Annotated in this window: 16 protein-coding genes; 5 read left to right on the top strand and 11 right to left on the bottom strand. The window is 70.4% G+C overall.

The window, feature by feature from the left end:
• Nucleotides 1-101: 101 nt before the first annotated feature.
• Together VGX25_RS10735 and VGX25_RS10740 are read left to right on the top strand one after the other, a co-directional pair.
• Nucleotides 102-989, top strand: a complete 888-nt coding sequence (locus VGX25_RS10735) for a DUF6492 family protein (RefSeq protein WP_326917500.1) — start codon at nucleotides 102-104, stop codon at nucleotides 987-989.
• Nucleotides 990-1162: 173 nt separating this feature from the next.
• Entirely contained in the window at nucleotides 1163-2038 is an 876-nt protein-coding gene (locus tag VGX25_RS10740; protein ID WP_326917501.1) for a DUF6492 family protein, read from the top strand.
• 275 nt (nucleotides 2039-2313) lie between these two features.
• Here the strand turns inward: VGX25_RS10740 and VGX25_RS10745 are convergent, their stop codons facing one another.
• Together VGX25_RS10745 and VGX25_RS10750 are read right to left on the bottom strand one after the other, a co-directional pair.
• Complete coding sequence (locus VGX25_RS10745) at nucleotides 2314-3114, bottom strand: hypothetical protein (RefSeq protein ID WP_326917502.1); 801 nt, start codon at nucleotides 3112-3114, stop codon at nucleotides 2314-2316.
• A 186-nt stretch (nucleotides 3115-3300) separates the two neighbouring features.
• Complete coding sequence (locus tag VGX25_RS10750; RefSeq protein WP_326917503.1) at nucleotides 3301-7197, bottom strand: PA14 domain-containing protein; 3897 nt, start codon at nucleotides 7195-7197, stop codon at nucleotides 3301-3303.
• A gap of 235 nt (nucleotides 7198-7432) precedes the next feature.
• Here VGX25_RS10750 and VGX25_RS10755 point away from each other — a divergent pair, with 235 nt between their 5' ends.
• Nucleotides 7433-8593 carry a glycosyltransferase gene (locus VGX25_RS10755; RefSeq protein ID WP_326917504.1) on the top strand — a complete coding sequence of 387 codons (1161 nt, stop codon included), beginning with the start codon at nucleotides 7433-7435 and terminating at the stop codon, nucleotides 8591-8593.
• 91 nt (nucleotides 8594-8684) lie between these two features.
• On the opposite strand, the gene VGX25_RS10760 is transcribed toward VGX25_RS10755, so the two are convergent.
• Nucleotides 8685-10148, bottom strand: a complete 1464-nt coding sequence (locus VGX25_RS10760; protein ID WP_326917505.1) for a lipopolysaccharide biosynthesis protein — start codon at nucleotides 10146-10148, stop codon at nucleotides 8685-8687.
• Between the two features lie 287 nt (nucleotides 10149-10435).
• Between VGX25_RS10760 and VGX25_RS10765 the strand changes: the two genes are divergently transcribed.
• Nucleotides 10436-11476 carry a hypothetical protein gene (locus VGX25_RS10765; RefSeq protein ID WP_326917506.1) on the top strand — a complete coding sequence of 347 codons (1041 nt, stop codon included), beginning with the start codon at nucleotides 10436-10438 and terminating at the stop codon, nucleotides 11474-11476.
• A 172-nt stretch (nucleotides 11477-11648) separates the two neighbouring features.
• Here the strand turns inward: VGX25_RS10765 and VGX25_RS10770 are convergent, their stop codons facing one another.
• The 8 genes from VGX25_RS10770 to VGX25_RS10805 form a co-directional block, all read right to left on the bottom strand.
• Nucleotides 11649-12536, bottom strand: coding sequence for a glycosyltransferase family 2 protein (locus VGX25_RS10770; protein WP_326917507.1), 888 nt, complete (start codon nucleotides 12534-12536; stop codon nucleotides 11649-11651).
• A complete protein-coding gene (locus VGX25_RS10775) occupies nucleotides 12533-13507 on the bottom strand; it encodes a hypothetical protein (RefSeq protein ID WP_326917508.1) in 975 nt (324 codons plus the stop codon). The genes VGX25_RS10770 and VGX25_RS10775 overlap by 4 nt, the downstream gene beginning before the upstream one ends.
• A gap of 6 nt (nucleotides 13508-13513) precedes the next feature.
• Nucleotides 13514-14791 carry a DUF4910 domain-containing protein gene (locus VGX25_RS10780; protein WP_326917509.1) on the bottom strand — a complete coding sequence of 426 codons (1278 nt, stop codon included), beginning with the start codon at nucleotides 14789-14791 and terminating at the stop codon, nucleotides 13514-13516.
• Nucleotides 14792-14873: 82 nt separating this feature from the next.
• Nucleotides 14874-15908, bottom strand: coding sequence for an SDR family oxidoreductase (locus VGX25_RS10785; RefSeq protein WP_326917510.1), 1035 nt, complete (start codon nucleotides 15906-15908; stop codon nucleotides 14874-14876).
• A gap of 5 nt (nucleotides 15909-15913) precedes the next feature.
• Entirely contained in the window at nucleotides 15914-16564 is a 651-nt protein-coding gene (locus VGX25_RS10790) for a PIG-L deacetylase family protein (protein WP_326917511.1), read from the bottom strand.
• Entirely contained in the window at nucleotides 16561-17337 is a 777-nt protein-coding gene (locus tag VGX25_RS10795) for a sugar phosphate nucleotidyltransferase (protein ID WP_326917512.1), read from the bottom strand. The genes VGX25_RS10790 and VGX25_RS10795 overlap by 4 nt, the downstream gene beginning before the upstream one ends.
• Complete coding sequence (locus VGX25_RS10800) at nucleotides 17334-18563, bottom strand: class I SAM-dependent methyltransferase (RefSeq protein WP_326917513.1); 1230 nt, start codon at nucleotides 18561-18563, stop codon at nucleotides 17334-17336. Before VGX25_RS10800 ends, VGX25_RS10795 begins: the two co-directional genes overlap by 4 nt.
• Nucleotides 18563-20068, bottom strand: coding sequence for a sugar transferase (locus VGX25_RS10805; protein ID WP_414635758.1), 1506 nt, complete (start codon nucleotides 20066-20068; stop codon nucleotides 18563-18565). The genes VGX25_RS10800 and VGX25_RS10805 overlap by 1 nt, the downstream gene beginning before the upstream one ends.
• A gap of 384 nt (nucleotides 20069-20452) precedes the next feature.
• Here VGX25_RS10805 and VGX25_RS10810 point away from each other — a divergent pair, with 384 nt between their 5' ends.
• Entirely contained in the window at nucleotides 20453-20791 is a 339-nt protein-coding gene (locus tag VGX25_RS10810) for a PadR family transcriptional regulator (RefSeq protein WP_326917514.1), read from the top strand.
• Nucleotides 20792-20934: the final 143 nt, after the last annotated feature.

Consider the following 20934-nt stretch of genomic DNA (forward strand, 5'->3'; position numbering starts at 1 on the left):
TACCGCCGACCGTAACTCAGACCTGCGGCATCCCGATACCGAGGACGAGTGCGAACCCCGCCAGCGACCTTGATCTGGCGCAACAGTGGAGCTGCTGGAACATGACTGAGCTGGCCGTCGTCACACCAAGCTTCGGACCCGACGCGGAGCTGTTCGCGGACCTGCACCGGTCGGTGCTGCGACACACCGGGCCGCAGGTGGTGCACCACGCGATCGTGCCGGACTCCGATCTGAGCCTGTTCGCGGGGTTCTCCGGGCCCCGCTGTCGCGTGTGGACCGAATCGGAGCTGCTGCCGCGCCGGTACGTGAAGCTGCCCCGGTCCGGCCTGCGGGTCAACCTCAGGCGGCCGTGGCCTCCGGTGCGCGGCTGGGTCCTGCAGCAGGCCATCAAGCTCGCGGTCGCCGAGCGGCTCGACGCCGACGTCGTGCTCATCGCCGACTCCGACGTCGTGCTGGTGCGGGACATCAGTGCGGCGACGTTCACCACGGACGGCCGGCTGCGGCTGTACCGCCTGCCGGGCGCCGTGCACGACGGGATGGCCGACCACGTCAGGTGGCACCAGGTGGCCCGCCGCCTGCTCGGGCTGCCGCCGGCGCCGCCACCGCCGCTGCCGGACTACGTCAGCTCGCTCAACGTCTGGAGCCCCGCGGTCGTGCGCGCCATCCAGCGGCGGATCACCGAGGTGACCGGCCGGCACTGGATGGACGTGTGCACCGCCCAGCTGCAGATCTCCGAGTTCATCATCTACGGGGTGTTCGTCGACGAGATCCTGGCCGGGCCCGGATCGGTCTGGCCGGGTGACACCACGATCTGCCACAACTACTGGGACACCACGCCGCTGGACACCGCGGCGGCGCTGGCCTTCGCCGACGGGCTGGGCGCCGAGGCGGTCGGCATGATGATCTCCGCCAAGTCGGGCACGCCGCACGACGTCCGGCAGGCGGCCATCCGGCGCTGCGCCGAGGTGGCTGGCGGTGCGATCGCCTGATCGGTTGTCACGTCGGGTATCGATCGGGTGAGAAGAACAGCGGCAGGTAACGGGTCGCCCGGCTGACCGATACCGTTGACAATGGCCCTCGTTATGGGCGATATGGGCGATTCACGAGACGAGCGACCGATGACCGAGCCGCGCGCGAGCTTTCCTGCCTTGGCGGAGGCGCGATGCTCGCGGTGATCACGCCCACCTGGCGGCCGGACGCCCCGCTGTTCGCCGATCTGCACCGCTCCGTTCTCGAGTTCACGCCGGACGACACCGTGCACCATCTGATCGTTCCGGCCCTGCACCGGTCCACCTTCGCCCGCTACGAGAGCCGCCGCTGCCGCATCTGGACCCACCCCGAGCTGCTGCCCCGCCGCTACGTCCGGTTTCCACCCGGAATCTGGCTCAACGCCAAGCGTCCATGGCCACCGGTCCGCGGCTGGGTCATGCAGCAGGCGGCCAAGATCGCCGCGGCGGCCACGATCGACGCCGACGTCGTCCTGATCGCCGACTCCGACTCGGTGCTGGTGCGCCCGACCACCGAGGAGCGCCTGCGGGTCGACGGCCGGCCGTACCTGTACCGGGCCGAGGGCGCCATCCACGGCGGCATGCGGCGGCACGTGCTCTGGCACCAGGTGGCCCGCGACCTGCTCGGCCTGCCGCCGCCGACGGCCCCGCCGCTGCCCGACTACGTCAGCGCGATCGGCGTGTGGGATCCGCCCGTGGTGCGCGCGATGCAGCAGCGGATCACCGACGTGACCGGCCGGCACTGGCTGGACGCGTTCACGTCCCGGCTGCACATCTCCGAGTTCATCGTCTACGGCGTGTTCGTCGACGAGGGCCGCGACGTGGCGCGCCCACCGACCGACGCCACGCTCTGCCACACCTACTACGAGCAGACCCCGCTCGACCTCGAGGCCGCGCTCGCCTTCGCCGACAACCTCAAGCCCGAGGCGATCGGGATGATGATCGCCGGCAACTCCGGGACGCCGCACGAGGTCCGCCGGGCGGCGATCCGCCGGTGCGCGGAGATCGTGGCGCAGGACGGTACTTATTAGCTCGGGCTGTGTTTTCTAGCTCGGGCAAGGCTGTGCTTGTTAGCTCGGGCAAGGCCGCCGGTCGCCTTCGGCGAGCGGCCGGGGGTTGGGTTGGGTGGGTGGTTGCGGGCCGGGGTGGGTGGTGGGGTGTCGTTGGTGGTCGGCTGACGACGCCTGCGGGCAGGGGCTCGTTCCTCGCCCTGCCCTGGTCGTCGTGCGGCGGCCGCCCTCGCCAAAGATCGGTCGACCTCAGCGCAGTTTGACCCCGGGCGCAGTTTCGATAGTCGCGCTAGGGCCTAGCGGCTGCGGACACGGTCGGAGACGCCGGAGCCGTTCACCTTCGGCGGGGTGCCGTTCGAGCTGGACACCGGGGCGAAGCGGACGGTGGCCGGATCGACGGGGTTGACGTCGGGGTCGGGCGGCGCGGCGTCGGTCAGGGGTGGCGGGCGACGGCGGCGGGCGGCGAGGACGCGCTCCGCCCCGTAGGCGCCGGCCAGGCCGGTGACGAGGGTGAGCACGAGGGCGGCCACCGCGATCTGGAGCTGCTCGCCGCGCTGGATCTCCGGGGCTGACGGGGCCACGACGTCGGTCATCGTGATGTAGGTGCTCGGTGGCGCGTTGAGCGCCTTCTGCCGGTTGAGCAGCTCGTCGCGCACCCGCTGCTGGGCCCGCTCGACGAGGGCGCGGGCCTCATCGGCCGAGGTGCTCTCGCCCTCGATGAACACGAACGGGCCGTTGACGCCGAACAGCTCGGGGTTGCCGCTGCCGTCGTTGATGGTGAGCTTGCTCGGGCCGCCGGCCGCGCCGAGGTCGCGGGCCACCTCGGGGGTGTTCATCGCCTGGATCAGGATCGCGGAGGTGGTCTTGAGGCCGTCGTCGAAGTTGAGCAGCGGGTTGGTCAGGCCGGCCGGCTTGCTCGGGTCCTGCGACAGGGTCCCGCCGGAGGTCGGCGTGGTGAGCACGAGCATGGTGCTCGACGTGTAGCGGTTCGGGCTGAGCAGGAACGCCATGGCCGCCATCGCGATCGCCGCGATGAGGATCGGAAGGCCGACGTACTTTCGGCGGATGAGGCCGAGGATGGCTTTCCAGAAGTCCATGTGCCCTCGACCCTCTAATCACGCTCCGAACACCGCGATCATCCCGACGCCTGTGGCTGGGGTATCGCGAGTTGGGAACACACCGTTACAACGATCGGGTGGTTTCAGTCGTCCGTACGGCCGCGACCAGCCCAGTTTACCCTAACGGTCGCCCGCCATCGTCATCACTCTCAGTAGCATTCGGCCTTACAGCTTGACTTCGGAGTAGCGCGCGATCGCGCCGCCGGTCTTGTCGTAGTACTCGATGGCGACCGTGTGCGGACCGGCCGACAGCTCGACGTCGGCGGTGTAGGTGGTCGGCCACTGGTCGTGCCAGCCGTCGATGACCTGAACGCCGTCGACGAGCAGCCGAATGCCGTCGTCACCGGTCACGGTGAACCGGTACCGGCCGGCCGCGTAGTCCTTGGTTCGCTTCCACCGCGCCGAGAAGAAGTCGACCGGCACGGCGGGATCCGGCGAGCCGGCCTGGCCCCAGTCGAAGTCGACCACGGCGTCCACCCGGATCAGCACCGGGACGCCTTCCAGCATCGGGTTGGCATAGTACTGCGCGGTGAACGGGTCGCTCGGCGGCGGAGGCGGCGGCGGTGACTCCTCGGTCGGGGCGAAGCCGAACCGCGCCACCGCGCCGCTGCCGGCCTCGAAGTACTCCATGACGATCTGGTGCACGCCCTCGGTCAGGGCGACCACCGCGGTGTAGGTGGTCGTGCCCTGGAACAGCCACCTGTCGATCACCAGCGTGCCGTCCACGAACAGCCGAACGCCGTCGTCGGTCGTGGTGGTGAACCTGTAGTTGCCGGCCGGCACGGTCACGGACTTGGTCCAGCGCGCGGAGAAGTTGTCCGCCGGGACCCCGTCGCCGGGCGATCCGCCGCCCCAGTCGAAGTCGATCTGCAGGTCCTGCCTGGTCAGCGCGGGCGGCCCGGCCAGATCGCGGTTGGCGTGGTACTGGGCGGTGAACGGCCCGTCCTCGGGCTGGACGTCCCCGATCCGGGCGTACGTCGCGATCGCCGTCGCGTCGCCGCCGGCCTCGAAGTACTCCACCCGGATCGCGTGCGGCCCCGCGGTGAGCACCTTGTCCACGCTGAACGTGGCGTGCTGCGCCGCCCAGCTGGAGACCACCGGCACGTCGTCGACGAACACCCGGATCCCGTCGTCGGTGACGCCGCTGAACCGGTAGGTGCCGGCGGACAGCACATCGGTCCGGGTCCACCTGGCGATGAAGTCGTTCTGGTGGATCACCGGCGCCGGCGAGCCGTCGAACCAGTTGAAGTCGATCGCCTCGTCGGTGCGGATCAGCTCCGCCGGAGTGGCCGGGATGCCCTGCGGCACACCGAAACCCGGGTTGTTCCAGTACTCGGCCCGGTACGCCGGCGGGTCGGGGAGATCGCCGACCTTATGGAAGCCCAGCCGGGCCACCGCGCCCGCCCCGTGCTCGTAGTACTCAAGCACCAGCTTGTGCGGCGCGCCGTCCATCGGCAGCGTCACGGTGTGCGTCGTGGGCGCCTGGTCGACCCAGTCGTCGATCACCCGCGCGCCGTCGATGGACAGCCGCACGCCGTCGTCGGCGGTGGTGGTGAACGCGTACCGGCCGGGCGCCAGGTTGAGGTTCCTGGTCCAGCGGGCGGCGAACAGGTTGACCCCGATGCTCGGGTCGGGCGAGCCCGACCCCCAGTCGTGGTCGACCACCGGCTCGGAGCGGACCAGGTCGGGCGCCCCGCCGGAGATCGTCGGCGGCCCGGAGATGGCGCCCAGGTTCCAGTACTCGGCGCGGTACGACGCCTCCGGCTGGTCCACGGTGCTGTCCCAGGTCAACCGGGCCGTCGCGGCGCCGCCGTACTCGAGGAACTCGAACCTGATGGTGTGCAGGCCCTCGCCGAGGTCGGCGGTGTGCTCATGCTCGACGTTCGCCGGGCCGTACCAGTGGTCGATCACCCGCTGGTTGTCGATGTAGAGCCGGACGCCGTCGTCGGCGACCGCGGCGAACCGGTACCGGCCCGACCCGAACCACTGCTTCTTGGTCCAGCGCACGGAGAAGCTGTTCTGCGGCATGCCCGCCTCCGGCGCGCTCTCCCCCCAGCCGAAGTCGACCTTGGCGTCCTGCCTGGTCAGCACCGGCGTTCCGGCCAGGTTGATGTTGTCGTAGTACTGCCCGGTGAACGCCGTGTCCGGCACGTAGGTCGCGGTGTAGGTGGTGCTCACGTCCGGCGAGGTGATGGTGTGCCGGATCGTGCCGCCGTCGGACCAGCCGGCGAACTGCAGCGGGGTCCCGTCGGCGGCGACGGCGTGCGCGGGGGCGGCCAGCAGGCGCTGGAATCCGGCGACGCCCTCGACGGTGTGCGGGCCGGCGATCGGGACGCCGTCGAGCTGCAGCGGCACCCCGGGCGGGGAGGTGGCGAAGGTCAGGTCGGCCTTGCGCGGCCGGATGGTGATCACCTTCGACGTAGCCAGCCCGTTGGCGTCGGTCGCGGTCACGGTGAGCTCGTAGCCGGTGTCGGCGGAGGCCTCGCCGGTGGCGGGGATGGTGAACGAGCCCGCCCTGCCGGTCAGCGGGCCGACGAACGGGTGGTAATGGGTGCCGTGGCGCAGCCGGACCGTGGTCTTGATCCCGGCGTCGTTGAGGTCGAAGCCGGCCCCGTCGGTGGCGAACGCGGTGTAGTTGATCGTCTCGCCGGCCCGGTAGAGCTGGCCCTCGGTCGGCGCCGCGACGGTCAGCGTCGGCGGCACCCCGACCTGGACCACGATCGGCTGCGCGATGCTCGACTCCCCGGCCGCGGTCACCGTGAGCCGGGCGGTGTACACGCCGGTGTCCGGATAGGTCTTGGTGGGGTCGGGCTCGGTGCTGGTGGTGCCGTCGCCGAAGTCCCAACCGAAGCTCAGCGGGTCGCCGTCCGGGTCGTTGCTGCCCGCGCTGGAGAAGTGCACGGTCAGCGGGTCGACGCCCTTGGTCACGTCCGCCGACGAGGACGCGACCGGCACGTGCGAGGCGGTGTTGTAGGTGACCCGGTACAGCGCCGCCGGCCAGTAGGTGACGTAGTACAGCGAGCCGTCCGGCGCGACCTTCAGATCGGTGACGGCGCCGGCCTGCGGGTCGAAGTCGTGCACCGAGGCGACGGCGCCGTTGGCGTCGAGCACCGCCCGCTTGATCCACCCCTGCGCGTAGTCGCCGAAGAACAGGCTGCCCTGGTACTCGGCGGGGAACATGCCGCCCCGGTAGACCGGGCCGCCGGTGACCGACGAGCTGCTTCCGTCGTGGTTCCAGGCGTGGATCGGGTCGATGTACCCCGCACAGTCCGATGTGCACGGACCCTCGGCGCGCGGCCAGCCGTAGTTGCCGGCCCGGACGATGTGGTTGAGCTCCTCCCAGGTGTAGTTGCCGACGTCGCCGCCGTACATCTCCCCGGTCGACGGGTCGAACTGGAACCGCCACGGGTTGCGGAACCCGTAGGCCCAGATGGCGTCGAGCTTGCCGGGCTGGCCATAGAACGGGTTGTCCGCCGGGATGGTCCCGTCGGAGTTGATCCGCAGGATCTTGCCGTGCGGGTTGCTCAGGTTCTGCGCGTTCTCCCCGTCGCCGTTGTCGCCGACCGCGAAGTACAGCTTCCCGTCCGGGCCGAACCCGATGCTGCCGCCGACGTGCAGCAGGTGGGACGGCGACTGGGTCTGGAACAGCTGGTACGGACCGTCGGTGCCGACGTCCTCGGCCGCGCTGAACCGGACCAGGTGGTTCAGCAGGTCTTCCCCGCAGTAGTAGAAGTAGACGTAGTGGTTGGTGATGCCGAACCCGGGGTCGAACGCGATGCCGATCAGACCGCGGTCGCCGGTCGTCTGGGACGGCAGGTCGGCGAACGGAGTCGGCAGCAGCTGGCCGTTCTTGACCACCTTGATCTTCCCGCCGCGCTCCAGGATGAAGATCCGGCCGTCCGGCGCGATCTCGAACCCGGATGCCTGGTCCAGCCCGTCGCCCACGATGAGCGAGGTCTGGAAGTCCGGCGGCGGCGCCGCGTGGCTCGGCGACGCGATCAGCATGCCCGCGACGGTCAGGGACACCACGAGGACCAGGGCTGCCCACTTTCGGACTGTCACTCTACGTACTCCGCTCACGACCCGGGAACTCCGAACTGAACCGCCGTTCAGCCCGTTGATTGTCCACCCGTCTGCGCATGTCAGAGGCGATCCGAAGTGGACATGAGCTGCTTCGTGGGAGCACCGGATGGCGTTACGGAATGGCTGGTCGCCCGTTCAAAACTCACATTCCGTAGCAAGGTAACAGCGATCCCGGCCGGTCCGATCTTTCAGCGGAGAGCCGGAGGAGTGCCACATGACGGACGTCGTCTTCACGTTCTCGGTCGAGATGTTCGAGGATGCGGTCAACCGGGAGTTCTGCCGGCCCCCGGACCAGACGCTGCTGGCACTGGCGCGCGACGAGCGGGTCGGCCGGCTGCTGGTGGCCGACTCGTGGCGGTCCTACCTGGCGTCGGCCGCGCGGCGCCGGCCGATCCGGCTGACCGAGCCGCTGACCGTGGCCGGGCGGGACGCGGTCCGGGTAAGACCGCACCGGGTGCGCACGGTCGAGGCCACCGAGCTGGCCACCGTGGAGCGCTCCTACCGGGCGTACGGCGCGCTGCTCGGGCGCGCGCTGGCCAGGGCCCGCGGCGAGCGGCGGCCCCGGCCGGAGTCGGCCGCGCTGGTCACCTACCACCCGTTCGTCGCCGCGTTCTGCGACGCGCCGTGGATCGGCCCGATCGTCTACTTCGGACAGGACGACTGGGCGACCGGCGAGGGCGTTCGCCCGTGGTGGGACCTCTACCGCGAGGCGTACCAACGGATCGACGAGCGCAAGGCGGCCATCTTCGCGGTGTCCGACGAGCTCGCCGCGCGCATCTCGCCCCGGGTCACGGTCGTTCCCAACGGCGTCGACCCCGACGTCTGGCGGCCACGCCACCCCGCACCGGCGCGGATCGCGGCGCTGCCGGGACCCCGCGCCATCTACACCGGCACCGTCGACGACCGCCTCGAGCGGCGCCTGGTCGAGGCCACCGCGGCCGCGGTCGGTTCGGTGATCATGATGGGCCACCCCGGCGACCCCGACACCATCCGCTGGCTGCGTTCGCTGGACAACGTGCACGTGTTCGGCAGCGTGGGCCAGGCCGAGCTGGCCGCGACCGTGCGGGCGTGCGACGTCGGGCTCATCCCGCACCGGGACCAGGCCGGCATCCGCGCGATGTCCCCGCTCAAGCTGTACGAGTACCTGGCCGCCGGGCTGCCGGTGGTCTCCGTCGACACCCCGCCCGTGCACGGCGTCGACGACGACCGGGTGGTCATCGTCCCGCGCGACGACTGGGCGGCGGGGCTGGCCATGGCCATCGCGCTCGGCAGGGCGACCGAGGAGCGGCGGCTGCGGTTCCTCGAGGAGGTCTCCTGGCAGCGCCGGATGCGCCCGGTGGTCGACGCCGCCACTGTTTCGCCGCTCCGGAACTAACCGCTGTCGTTCCGTTGCAGCGAATGGTGCGGTCGTCGGGTTGATTGTGGCTGGGTGCCGTCACGGTCCCCTGAGGTTCCGTTGGCAGGCACTAGACCGCGCTGTCCACTGTGGATTCGCGCCCGACGACCCGGTTGGCCATGTGGACCAGCTCGGCCAGCTGTTGCCGGTGCACGAGGCGCAGCACCGCGAGGCCCGCGGCGGCCGCGACCGGCAACCCGAGCGCGAGGACGAGCAGGTCGTTGCCGGGGATGGCCACGGCGACGAGCAGGTAGGCTCCCGCCACCCAGGCCGCCAGGTGCACGCCCGGCGCGAGCGTCGCGGCCTGCCCGCGCAGGCTCATGCCGAGCAGGTGGCGCCGGATCAGCCACTCGACCGGGACGAGCAGGGCCGTGGCCGCGGTGTAGCCCACGGCCACGCCGAACGCGCCGAACGGCAGGCCGGCCACGACGCCGGCGAGCGCGACGCCGGCCGTCAGCCAGGCGTAGCGCAGGTTGAGCGCGGCCTGCCCCAGCCCGAGGACCAGCGGCGTCGTGGACGGGTGGTAGATCGTCTGCACCGCCCCGGCCATCGCAAGGACCTGCACGATCGGCGTTGCCGGCGTCCACTGTGGACCAAACAGCAGCGGCACCAGCTGCGGGGCGGCGGCGGCCACCAGCGCCATGGCCGGCAGGGCGAGCGCGGCAAGGGCCCTTGTCGCGCGCTCCAGCTCCGCCCGCAGCGCCGCCAGATCGTCGGCGAGCCGGGAGAACGCCGGGAACAGCACCGCCCCGATCGTCTGGCTGACCAGTTGGACCGGGAGCAGGAGCAGCCGGTAGGCCAGGCCGTAGAAGGCCAGCGCCTCCGGGCCCTGGAACCGGCCGACCAGCAGCTTGTCGACGTTGCGGGACACCGAGTTGATCAGCAGTCCGGCGGCGAACGCGCGCCAGGAGAAGCCGGCGATCGCGCGCACCAGGCCCATCCGCAGGTTGGGCCGGCTCCCCGCGCCCACCATGAGCATGACGAGCACCAGCACGACGTCCGTCGAGACCAGCTGCACGACCAGGGCCCAGTAGCTGGCCCCGAGCACGGCGGCCAGGACGCCGAGCACGCCGCCGACCAGCGCCGAGGCGATGTCGGCGATCCCGATCCTGCGGAAGTCCATCGTGCGGAGCAGCAGGGCCCGTGGGGTGATCGACGCCGCCCGGATCAGCAGGCTCGGCGCGAGCGCGGCCAGCACCCAGGTCAGCTCCGGCGTGGCCATGAAGTCGGCCCACAGCGGAGCGACGGCCAGCGTGACGAGGGTGAGCACCGCCCCGACCGCCAGGTTGACCGACACGACCGCGCCGGGCATGCCCGGCTCGACCTTCGGACGCTGGATCAGCGCGCTGGAGAACCCCTGGTCGAGCAGCAAGCCCACGATCCCGATGTAGACCACGGCCTGGGCGACGATGCCGAACGCCTCGGGGCCGACCAACCGGGCCAGCGCGATCGTGAACACGATCCGCGACCCTTCCCGGCCCACCACCGAGATTCCGCTCCAGCGCATTCCGGACGACAGGCCGACGTCAGCCATCCCGACCCGCCCTCCCTACCGACGCACCCATTCGATCCCCTCCCGCAGGAGGTCGCGAGCGCCCCGGCCGGCGTTACCGTCCGCACATTCGGGTCGCAGATTCCGGTCGGAAAATTTCCGCTTGAATGAGGCCCCTCAACATTCATTAGGCCATCCGGCTTAATTCGAAGTACACCATTTCGTTATCAACTCCGGCCAGGCTAGTGTCGCGACGGTCCGAAGTGGCCTTGAACCCGTGTTCGATGGTTCGCTCCGCCAAGCTCCGCTCACCCGGACGAGAGGTTTCGATGGCTGGTCGTCACGTGGTCGGTGTCGTCCTGCTCGGTATCGCCCTTGCGGCCTGCGAGCTGCCCGGCACGGCGCTGCCGTCGCCCAGCGCGTCGAGCTCGGCCGTCCCGACCACGACCTCGGCCGTCCCGACCTCGGTGACGATGCCGGCCCCGACCTCGGCGACGACCGTGCCGCCGGCCACCAAGCCGGGCCCCGCGCCGCAACCGGGGCCCGGCCGGTGCGGCGGCTTCCCGTCCGCGGCCTGCACCGGGGTGCCGGCCGGCACCGCGCTGCGCACGCACGGCGGCAACCTGTTCGTCACCGATCCCGGTGCGGTGATCGACGGCCTGCACGTCACCGGCGACCTGCTCGTCCGGGCCAACGGCGTGGTGATCCGCAACTCGCAGATCGACGGCCAGATCATCAACTACGACGACTCGGCCGATGTGGACGGTGCGTTCCCGTTCACCGTCCGCGACTCCACGGTCGGCACGGAGACCTGCAAGAGCACCGGCACCGCGATCGGCACCGGGAACTTCACCGTCGAACGCGTGCACATCCGCGGCTTCGGCGACGGCATCCGCGCCAGCGCCCCGAACGTCACGGTCCGCGACAGCTATATCAAGCTGTGCACCAACGACCCGTCCACGCACTCCGACGGCATCCAGGACTACCCCGCGTCCGGCAACCTCGTGTTCGACCACAACACCGTGGACCAGTGCGGCGGCCGCATCCCGACCAACGGCGTCTGCGACCTCAAAATCGGCTACAACGCCCCGATCTACGTCCACTCCAACACCAACGGCGGCACCCGGGGCGCCCGCATCACCAACAACCTCATCATGGGCGGCGTCTACTCCCTGTTCCTCTGGCCCCAACCCGGCGCCGCCTGGGTCGTCACCGGCAACCGGGTCGTCAAGGGAACGTGGACCTACGGACCGGCCCATGTGGAGGGTCTGTGCGGTGAGATCGACCAGTGGTCCGACAACACCGCCGTGACGATCGACGCCAACTACAAGATCACCGGCACCGCGGGCCCGATCCCCTGCCCGAACTAGCGCACCGGGCCGGCGGCGATCCGGCCGAGCTTGCGGCTGCGGTGGGCGCTGCGCGCGCAGCGCGGCGCGGCCGTCGTTTCCGGCACCGCGGGGCGCCTTCGGGTGCACCGCCTTGGCCGTGCTTCAGAAGTCGGGTTGCCGGGTGGGGCTGCGCGAAGGGGGGATACGCCGGCTACCGCACCAGGCCGGCGGCCAGGCGGGCGAGTTTGCGGCTGCGGTGGGCGTAGGTGCGGCGCTGGCGGCGCAGATACATCTTGGCGACCGCGGTGCGAGCCTGGCGGAGCTGGTCGGGGGTGAGGCCGGCGTGCGGGAGCCAGCGCAGGATCTCGCGGACCTGCAGGGTGCTGGCCAGGTGGGACTGCCAGGACGGGACGCCGAGGCGGCGGGCGATGTCGGCCATGCGCTCGGTGCGGGTGTTGCGGTGGGCCAGCACCTCCGGCACGTGCCCCCACGGACCGGCAAGGGCCAGCTTGGTGGCGAAGACCTCGTCCTCCTTGAGCATGTTGCGGCGCGGGATGGCGGCCACCGGGTCGCGGCGGACCAGCCCGTAGAGCGGGTCGACGAGCAGCGCGCTCTCGTTGAGCAGGCGGAGGATCTCGGTGAACCGGACGATCGGGTCGGCCGACGCGAGCCGCACCCCGTCGTAGCGGTCGTCGGTGCGGGTGATGCCGTCCGGGCCGGTGTAGGCGACCGTGGTGGTGACCAGGATGCGGCGCTCGTCCTCGGCGAACGCGGCCAGGCCGCGGGACACGCAGTCCGGGGCCAGCCAGTCGTCGTCGCCGACCCAGCGGAAGAACGTGCCCTTGGACAGCCGCATGGCCCCCACGAAGTTGTTGAGCAGCCCCACGTTCACCGCGTGGCGATGATAGACGATCCGCGGGTCGGACCTGGCCAGCTCGCGGCAGACCTCCTCGGTGCCGTCGGTGGAGGCGTTGTCGGAGATCACCAGCTCGATGCGCTCGTGGTCCTGCGCGAGCACCGACCAGACGACCTCCTCGATCCGGTCGGCGCCGTTGCGCACCGGAAGGCAGATCGACACCAGCTCCTTCGTCGGGTTCATACCCGCTCCAGCCAGATCTCGCGCCAGAACGGGACGAACTCCCGCGGGCAGTTTCCCTTGTAGGCGCCCGCGCACACGACACCTTCCAGCACGATGCACGGGCTCTTCATGGTGAGCATCCGGCCGGTCTTCTCGTCGATGCACCGGTCGACGCGGTTGAGCACGCGGGCGGTCGTGCCGCAGTAGCGGGCCATCTCCTCCTCGAAGCCCATGCCCCGGTTGAGCCGGTTTTCGTCCAAAGTGGCCTCGATCTCGGCCTTGGGCTTGATCCGGACCAGCTCACCCGGCTGCAGGTTCAGCGCGCCGGTCGGGGTGCGGCCGGTGACCCGGCCCCGCACGAAGCCCCACGACAGGCCATCCTTGATCCACAGCTTGCGCGGCAGCACCTTCCTGGACAGGTACTGGAAGTGGTTGAACAGCCCGGCCCAGATCGCCCGCAGGGTGGCCAGAACGCCGGCGTTGCCGGTCCGCACGTCCTGCACGTACTGGCCGAAGTCCTTGAACGGCAGGCAGGTCGGCGCGGCCCGGAGCAACTCGGTCGCCTGGCAGGAGAACCGCTCCTCGCCGTCCTCGCCCGGCGCCTTGCGGGCGTTGAGCTCGACCAGCTTGAGCAGTGGCCGACCGTCCGCGAGGTCGTCGGACCTGGCCGGCGCCGGGCCGTCGACCTTGCGCAGCCAGCTTTCCTTCCAGTACATCGAGCACGCGGTCTGGCAGCCGCCGTGCGCCGACCCGTCGCAGCGGGCCCCGGTCAGGTGCACGGCGTTGGTCATCCGGCGCAGGCCACCCTTGCCGGACACGGTGTCGCACAGCTTGTGCGCAACCTTGTGCACGGTGAGCCGCTGCCCGCAGTACTTCACCATCTCCGGCATGAAGGGCAGGTTGTCCAGCTCGCCCCGCTCGTCCAGCGTGGCCAGGATCTCGGCCTCACTGAGCACTTCCACCCAGTCACCGACCCGGAGGTTGAGCGTCATCCCCGGTCACTCCTTCAGTAGATCGGCGTCGTGCAAGGCATCCGCCGCGGCCGCGACCGCCGCGAACGGAAGGCCGGACCGCTCGGCGATGTCCAGCAGGCTGTGGTCGCCGTCGGAGAGGTTCAACACCCACAGCATCGCGAGTTGGGCCTGTTTGGTATCACTGCGGCCGCCAAGAGATTCGTAGAGTCCGCGCTTTCCCAGCTGTGGCTCGCCGTACGGGCTGAGGTTGACGTAGTGCCGGTTGCCCTCGAGCACGCCGACGACCTCCCACACGGTCTCCAGCGTGTCGGCCATCGCTTCCGGCGTCACGAAGTCCGGGGTGTCGGCCGAGGTGTGGTACTCGGGATAGCCGGCATACGGGGTTCTGGTCAGGCAGCCGACACCGAGGTTGAACCCGGGCGAGCAGAACTGCCGCTCGTCGTAGCCGTACGGCGAGAAGTCCACGATCCGGTGGGGCCGGCCGGACGCGGCCAGCACGTGCGCGACCACGCGGTCGATCTCGGCGTCCCCGCGCCGGCTTCGCTTGTAGGTCAACGATCCCGGGTCGCCGGCGCAGGCCAGTACCAGGCCGTGCCGGATCCGGCCGACCCGCTCGTGGTTGCGCGCCAGCCAGGTGATCGAGCCGATCGTGCCCGGGATGAACAGGAACCGGTACGTGTACCGGGGATTCGCGCCGGCCAGCCGGCGAGCAAGGGCGCTGGCCACCGCGACGCCGGCCAGATTGTCGTTGGCCAGCGACGGATGGCAGACGTGGCAGGACACCAGCACCTCGTCGGCGACCCGGCCGGGCACCACGTGCTCGGCGTAGGTGAGGTGCCCGTCGGCCAGCGTCGAGTCGATCACGACCCGGTACCTGCCGTCGGGCAGGGAGTCCAAGGTGGACTGTGCGAGGCAGAACCCCCAGTCCGGCTCGTAGTAGCTGGTCCGGTACGGGATCAGGTCCGGCTGCTCGGGCAGGGTGTGCAGGTGCGGCCGCAGCTCGTCGAGGGTCATCGTGGTGTCGACCGGCGTGCTGTAGCCGACCACGTGCAGGTTCGACGCGCGGAAGTCGACCACCCGGGCGCCGGAGGAGTCGGCGATGTAGGCGTCGCGGATGTTCCACTCGCGCGGAACGGTCCAGTCGAACACCTGCGTCCCGGTCGGCACCTCGTGCACGGTGAGCGGGATCAGCTCCCCGACAATATCCAATGTAGACCGTACGCCGTCGCCGGTGATGCTGCGGCACAACGGATAGAGCCGTTCGACCAGTGCGTGCATCTCCCGGCCGAGGTCGGTGCTCATTCCGTCCCCTCGCAAGCTCGATGACGGCGACCCTGCCGCCTCGTTCCTCGGCGGCAGGGCAGTGCTCGATGGTTCGCTCCGCTCACCGCTGCGGGTCCACGGGCCGCAGCGTGTCGTCGAGCGTGCCTGCCTCGCGGCGGTCGGACAGGTGCGCCAGCCGGGTGAAGCGCCGCTCGAAGTCCTGCTGGGTGAGGCCGAACCGTTGGTACGCCTCGGCGAGCTCCACCGCTCCGGCCTTGACCGTCCACGCCGCGTGGAAGTCCGGCACCGCGGCCCGGATCCGGGAGAAGTCGACCCGGTAGGAGCGCGGGTCCGGCCCGCTCTCGCCGGTGATCACCAGCCGGGCGCCCGGCACGACCTCGACCACCTCGTTGGCGATCTGCGCCACGGTCAGGTTGTTCTGCTCCCACCCGACGTTGAACGCCTTGGCGTGCACCGCTTCCCGGGGCGCGACGAGGGTCGCGGCGAACGCGGCCGCGATGTCCCTTGCGTGCACGAGCGGCCGCCACGGGCTGCCGTCGGACAGCACCCTGGCCTCGCCGTTGAGGAACGCGTGGGCGACCAGGTTGTTCAGCACGATGTCCGCGCGCAGCCGCGAGGAGAAGCCGAACGCGGTGGCGTTGCGCAGCGACACCGGGGTGAAGTCGTCGTCGGCGAGGTCGACCAGGTCGGCCTCGACCCGGACCTTGGACTCCGCGTACGGGGTCACCGGGCGCAGCGGGGCGTCCTCGTCGACCAGCTCGTCGGCCCCGGATGTGCCGTACACCGAGCAGGTGGACGCGTACAGGAACCGGCGCACCCCGGCGTCCCTTGCCAGCCGGGCCAGCCGCACCGACGCGTGGTGGTTGACGTCGTAGGTCAGCTCCGGCGCGAGCGAGCCGAGCGGATCGTTGGACAGCGCGGCGAGATGCACCACGGCGTCCACTCCGGACAGTGCGGCCGACGGAACGTCCCGCAGGTCAACCAGGTGGCCCGGCGGATCGGCCGGCGGCGGGCCGAGCACGCACCCGGCGAACAGCCCGGAGTCCAGGCCGACCACCTCGTGCCCGGCCTCGACCAGCACCGGCACCATCACCGTGCCCAGATACCCTTGGTGCCCGGTCACCAGCACACGCATCCGACTCAACCTCCAGCCAGGTCAAGGACGACCTTGGCGACGTGGAACGCCTCGGCGTACCGGGCGCCGCACTCGATGCCGCGGATCCGGGCCAGGCCGAGGAACGCTTCCCGGTCGTACCAAGGACGGTGTCGCTGCGACGGGTAATGCTGTTGCAGCAGTGCGACCTTCGTCTCGGCCAGCTCCGTGGTCAGCGGCTGGTAGGCCGACGGCCGGCCGAGGTCGCCGTCCCACTTGACGATTTCGTAGCCCAGCGTCAGGTGGTCGCGGAAGGCCGTGGGCACCAGCTCGGCGAGGCCGCGGTGGTCTTGGTGGGCGTCGAGCCTGTTGGGCGCCAGCAGCAGATCCGGGCCGGTCTGCGCGCGCAACTCCTCGAGCGCGGCCTTGGCCTCGTCCCAGTGCGCTGGCAGCCGCCCGTCCGGAATCTTCAGCACGGTCAGGTGCAGATCCGCACCGGGACAGAAGGCGGTCAGCGCCGCGTGCTCCTCGTCGGCGCGCTCGGTGCCGCCGCCGGAGAGCACCAGCGCGTCCACCCGCAGGCCCGGGTTGGCCGCGCAGATCGTGAACAGCGTGCCGCCGGCGCCGATCGCGATGTCGTCGCAGTGCGCCCCCAGCGCGGCGATCCGCCCCGGCGGCGACGGCCACAACGTGATCATCGGCTCTCCCATAGGGCCCACGGCTTCTCGCCCCTCGAGTACGCCTCGTCCAGCGCCACCCGCTCCTTGACCGTGTCGGTCGGCCGCCAGTAACCACGGTACGGGTACGCGAGCAGCCGGCCGCGCTTGGCCAGCTCGGCGCAGCCGTCGGCCACCAGGTCGCCGTTCTCCGGGATGTGGTCGAAGACCTCCTGGCGCAGCACGAAGTACCCGCCGTTGACCCACAGCGGCATCTGGTCGACCGGCGTGATGCCGCCGACCATCCCGGACTCGCCGAGGTCCACGCAGTGGAACGTGCCCGGCGGGGGCACGACCATCATCGAGGCGCCGGCGTCGGTGCGCGCGAACCGGTCGATGATCTCCGGCAGCGGCGCGTCGGTGAGCACGTCGGCGTAGTTGGCCAGGAACAGCTCGTCGCCGTCGAGGTGGTCGCGAACCCGGCGCAGCCGCTCGCCGATCGGCGACTCGATCCCGGTCTGCACGAACGAGATCGTCCAGTCGGCGATGTCGGCGGCCAGCAGCTCCACGTCCCCCTTGCGCAGCACGAAGTCGTTGGACTCGGTCTCCCGGTAGTCAAGGAAGAAGTTCCTGATGTGGTGCGCGCCGTAGCCCAGGCACAGGATGAACTCCTTGTGTCCGAAGTGGGCGTAGTAGCGCATCACGTGCCAGATCAGCGGCCGCGGACCGACCATCTGCATGGGCTTGGGCACGTCGCCCGGAGTGCCGGTGCGCATCCGCGTCCCGTACCCGCCGCAGAACAGCACGACCTTCACGGCTCCACGACCTCCAGCCGAGGAATGGGGAAGACCAGCTGGCCACCCCATTCGCCCACATAGGACAGTTGCTCGATCAGCTCGTCGCGCAGGTTCCATGGCAGCACCAGCACGTAGTCCGGCCGGTCCTGGGCGATCCGCTCGGGCGGCAGGATCGGGATGCGCATGCCGGGCGTGAACTTGCCGTGCTTGTACGGGTTGCGGTCCACCGTGTATGCGAGCAGGTCGGTCCGGATGCCGCAGTGGTTGAGCAGCGTGTTGCCCTTGCCGGGGGCGCCGTACCCGACCACCAGCTTGCCCCGCCGGGCCGCGCCGATCAGGAACTTCAGCAGGTCCTGGCGCACGGTGGCGACCCGCCGGGCGAAGTCGGCGTAGCCGACCAGCTCGTGCAGGCCGGCGGACTTCTCCATGGCGAGCACGTCGGCGACCCGCTGGTGCGGCTGATCACCCAGCTCCTCCGGCCGCGCCCACAGCCGGATGGACCCGCCGTGCGTGTCGAGCAGCTCGACGTCCACAAGGGACAGTCCGCCGCCGGCCAGCGCGCGCTGGGCCGATGCCACCGTGTAGTACTGGAAGTGCTCGTGGTAGATCGTGTCGTACTGGTTCTGCTCCACCAGCGTGTGCAGGTGCTGCACCTCGATCGACACCCACCCGTCGTCGGCGACCAGGGCGCGCAGCCCCTCGGTGAACCCGACGACGTCCGGGATGTGCGCGTAGACGTTGTTGGCCACCACCAGGTCGGCCGGCCCGTGCGTGGCGCGGACCGCGGCGCCGGTCTCCGGGCCGAGGAACGCGGTGACGGTCGGGACGCCCTTGTCCCGTGCGGCCTTGCCGACGTTGACCGACGGCTCGACGCCGAGGCACCGGATCCCCGCGGTCACCACATGCTGCAGCAGGTAGCCGTCGTTGCTGGCCACCTCCACCACGAAGGAGTCCGCGCCGAGGCCGAGCCGCCCGATCGCGCCGGCCACGAAGTCCCGCGCGTGCCGCACCCAGGAGCTGGAGTACGACGAGAAGTAGGCGTACTCGGTGAACGTGTCCTCCGGGGTGATCAGCGGCGGCAGCTGGGCCAGCCAGCAGGCCGTGCAGACCCGCAGGTGCAGCGGGAAGGTCTGCTCCGGCTCGTCGAGCTGCTCGGCGGTCAGCACCCGCTCACACGGCGGCGTCGCGCCGAGGTCGACCACGCTCGCCAGGCTCGTCGAGCCGCACAACCGGCATGTCGTCATCAGTACGCCCCCTCGCCGGACAGGACCGCCCGGAACGTCTTCCACAAGATCACCGCGTCCAGCGCGAGCGACCAGTCCTCCACGTAGCGCAGGTCGAGCCGGACCGCTTCCTCCCAGGAGAGGTCACTGCGCCCACTGACCTGCCACAGGCCGGTAACGCCGGGCTTGACCAGCAGCCGGCGCCGGACGTCCGGCTCGTACTTCGCGGTCTCCTCCGGCAGCGGCGGCCGCGGCCCTACCAGCGACATCGAGCCGCTGAGCACGTTGAACAGCTGCGGCAGCTCGTCGATCGAGTACCGCCGCAGGACGCCGCCGACCCGGGTGATCCGCGGATCGCGGCGCATCTTGAACAGCAGGCCGGCGCCCTCGTTCAGCTCGGTGAGCCCGGCCAGCAGCTGGTCCGCGTTCTTGATCATGGTGCGGAACTTGACGATGGTGAACTCCTGGCCGTCCTTGCCGACCCGGCGCTGCCGGTAGAACACCGGCCCGCGGCTGTCGATCACGATGGCCAGGCTCACGAAGATCAGCAGTGGGGCGATCAGCAGGAGCAGCACCGCCGCGCCGATCCGGTCGACGATGTCCTTGACCACCCGCCGCGCCCCGGTGAACGCCGGCGCGCTGACCCGCAGCAGCGGCATCCCCAGCACCCCGCTGACGTGCAGCCGCGGCCCGGCCACCTCCATCAGCGTCGGCGCCACGACCATCTCCGCGCCGCTGCCCTCGAGCTTCCACGCCAGCTGCTGCAGCCGCCGCGGCGTCCAGTACGGGTCCGCCGTGATCGCCACGATCCGGTACCCGCCCCGGCGGACGTGCTCAGCCAGCTCGTCGAGCTCCCCGACGACCGGCACCCCGTCCAGCTCGCCGGCCGCGTTGCCCAGCCCGTCGGCCGTGCAGACCGCGTCCACCCGCCACCCGATGTGCGAGTTGATCCGGGTCCGCTCGATCAGGTCCCGGACCGTGTGCGGGCTCCCCGCCGCCAGCACCGGCAGCAGGCAGCGCCCGTCGCTGCGCGCCCGGTGCAGCAGCCGCCGCAGCACGTACCTCATCGGCAGCGCGGTCGTGGCGATCGCCGGGACCACGAGGAACACCCATGGCCGCATCGTCGTGATGCTGAACGCCAGCCCGGCGAGGCCCAGCGCGACGTCGGCGGCGAACAGCCCGCGCCCGAGCCGCCCGAACTCCTCCGCGCCCTGCCCGAGCACCACCAGGTTCCAGGCCCGGTTCATCCCCAGCGAGCACAGCACGACCAGCGCCGTGACCGCGCCCATGACGACCGTCTTCCCCCCTGACATGCCGGTGTTGGCCGCCACCAGGCCACCCACCACGATCACCGACAGGAGCGTGCACAGCACGTCGCTGGCGATCACCGAACGCCGGTACCGCGGCTCCCATGCGGCCACCGGCGGAGTCGATTCCCCTGCCGTGTACAGCTCTTCCGGTTCCGCGCCGCCGGAACCGGACGAGCTCGTCGATCTTCGACGCGGGGACCCGACCTGATGACTCATCGTGTTTTACCCTTAGTGTTCAACCATTTCGGGCATGCTTCACCGTCGGGCGTCCCCGGAGGCCCAGACACAATCCTTTGGCTTGTCAGTCAACGAATCGGACTTCGCTGGCCAAGCCGCCGCTGCGATACCTCATTCGCTCAGGTCCCCGCCCCCGTTACACGGACAGTGAGACCTTCCCTTCCCAGTTGAGCGAGCCATTAGGCACATCAAGTGATCGAACCGCTACCACCAGGCGCGACACCCGTCCCCCACAAACTCAGCGCGCACGCTATGTCCCCCTCCGCCTTGATCGGCAGTCCCCCGACCCCACCTTCACCCGATCGAGTGATCAACATCACCGACATACTTGAACTCTACCTAGGGCCTATCTAGAGTTCTTGCATGCCCGCCGAACCCCGCATGACCCTGCCCACCCAGCTGGTCCTGCGCACCCTCATGGCCGACCCCACCCGCGAGCTCTACGGCCTGGAACTCTGCGCGGCCGCGGGCCTCCCCTCCGGCACCATCCACCCCCTCCTCGCCCGGCTGGAGAAGTTCGGATGGCTAGTCAGCCATTGGGAAAACATCGACACCCACACCGAAGGCCGCCCACGCCGCCGCTACTACCGCCTCAACCCCAACTCGATCGCCACCGTCCAAGCCGCCCTCCACCGAGCCGAGAGCACCACTCAAGCCCTCACCCGCCTCCGCCCCCACCTAGCCGGAGGCGACCCCCGATGAACCATGAGCTTGGCCCCGTTGGCCGGACACGTCGGGTGTGGGGTCAGTGATCTTGGTCTGACCCGGTGTGGAGGGCTTCAAACGTGATGGGGCTGTGCATTCCGATACTGGAGTGTCTCCGTTTCGGGTTGTACCAGCATTCT

It is taken from the genome of Actinophytocola sp. (genome assembly GCF_035942955.1).
In the GTDB taxonomy this organism is placed as follows: Bacteria; Actinomycetota; Actinomycetes; order Mycobacteriales; family Pseudonocardiaceae; genus DASYTH01.

Bases quoted from the DNA above. Each gene is read 5' to 3' on its own strand.
- VGX25_RS10735 (WP_326917500.1), top strand. From the start codon at position 102: ATGACTGAGCTGGCCGTCGTCACACCAAGCTTCGGACCCGACGCGGAG.
- VGX25_RS10740 (WP_326917501.1), top strand. From the start codon at position 1,163: ATGCTCGCGGTGATCACGCCCACCTGGCGGCCGGACGCCCCGCTGTTC.
- VGX25_RS10745 (WP_326917502.1), bottom strand. From the start codon at position 3,114: ATGGACTTCTGGAAAGCCATCCTCGGCCTCATCCGCCGAAAGTACGTC.
- VGX25_RS10755 (WP_326917504.1), top strand. From the start codon at position 7,433: ATGACGGACGTCGTCTTCACGTTCTCGGTCGAGATGTTCGAGGATGCG.
- VGX25_RS10760 (WP_326917505.1), bottom strand. From the start codon at position 10,148: ATGGCTGACGTCGGCCTGTCGTCCGGAATGCGCTGGAGCGGAATCTCG.
- VGX25_RS10765 (WP_326917506.1), top strand. From the start codon at position 10,436: ATGGCTGGTCGTCACGTGGTCGGTGTCGTCCTGCTCGGTATCGCCCTT.
- VGX25_RS10770 (WP_326917507.1), bottom strand. From the start codon at position 12,536: ATGAACCCGACGAAGGAGCTGGTGTCGATCTGCCTTCCGGTGCGCAAC.
- VGX25_RS10775 (WP_326917508.1), bottom strand. From the start codon at position 13,507: ATGACGCTCAACCTCCGGGTCGGTGACTGGGTGGAAGTGCTCAGTGAG.
- VGX25_RS10780 (WP_326917509.1), bottom strand. From the start codon at position 14,791: ATGAGCACCGACCTCGGCCGGGAGATGCACGCACTGGTCGAACGGCTC.
- VGX25_RS10785 (WP_326917510.1), bottom strand. From the start codon at position 15,908: ATGCGTGTGCTGGTGACCGGGCACCAAGGGTATCTGGGCACGGTGATG.
- VGX25_RS10790 (WP_326917511.1), bottom strand. From the start codon at position 16,564: ATGATCACGTTGTGGCCGTCGCCGCCGGGGCGGATCGCCGCGCTGGGG.
- VGX25_RS10800 (WP_326917513.1), bottom strand. From the start codon at position 18,563: ATGACGACATGCCGGTTGTGCGGCTCGACGAGCCTGGCGAGCGTGGTC.
- VGX25_RS10805 (WP_414635758.1), bottom strand. From the start codon at position 20,068: ATGAGTCATCAGGTCGGGTCCCCGCGTCGAAGATCGACGAGCTCGTCC.
- VGX25_RS10810 (WP_326917514.1), top strand. From the start codon at position 20,453: ATGCCCGCCGAACCCCGCATGACCCTGCCCACCCAGCTGGTCCTGCGC.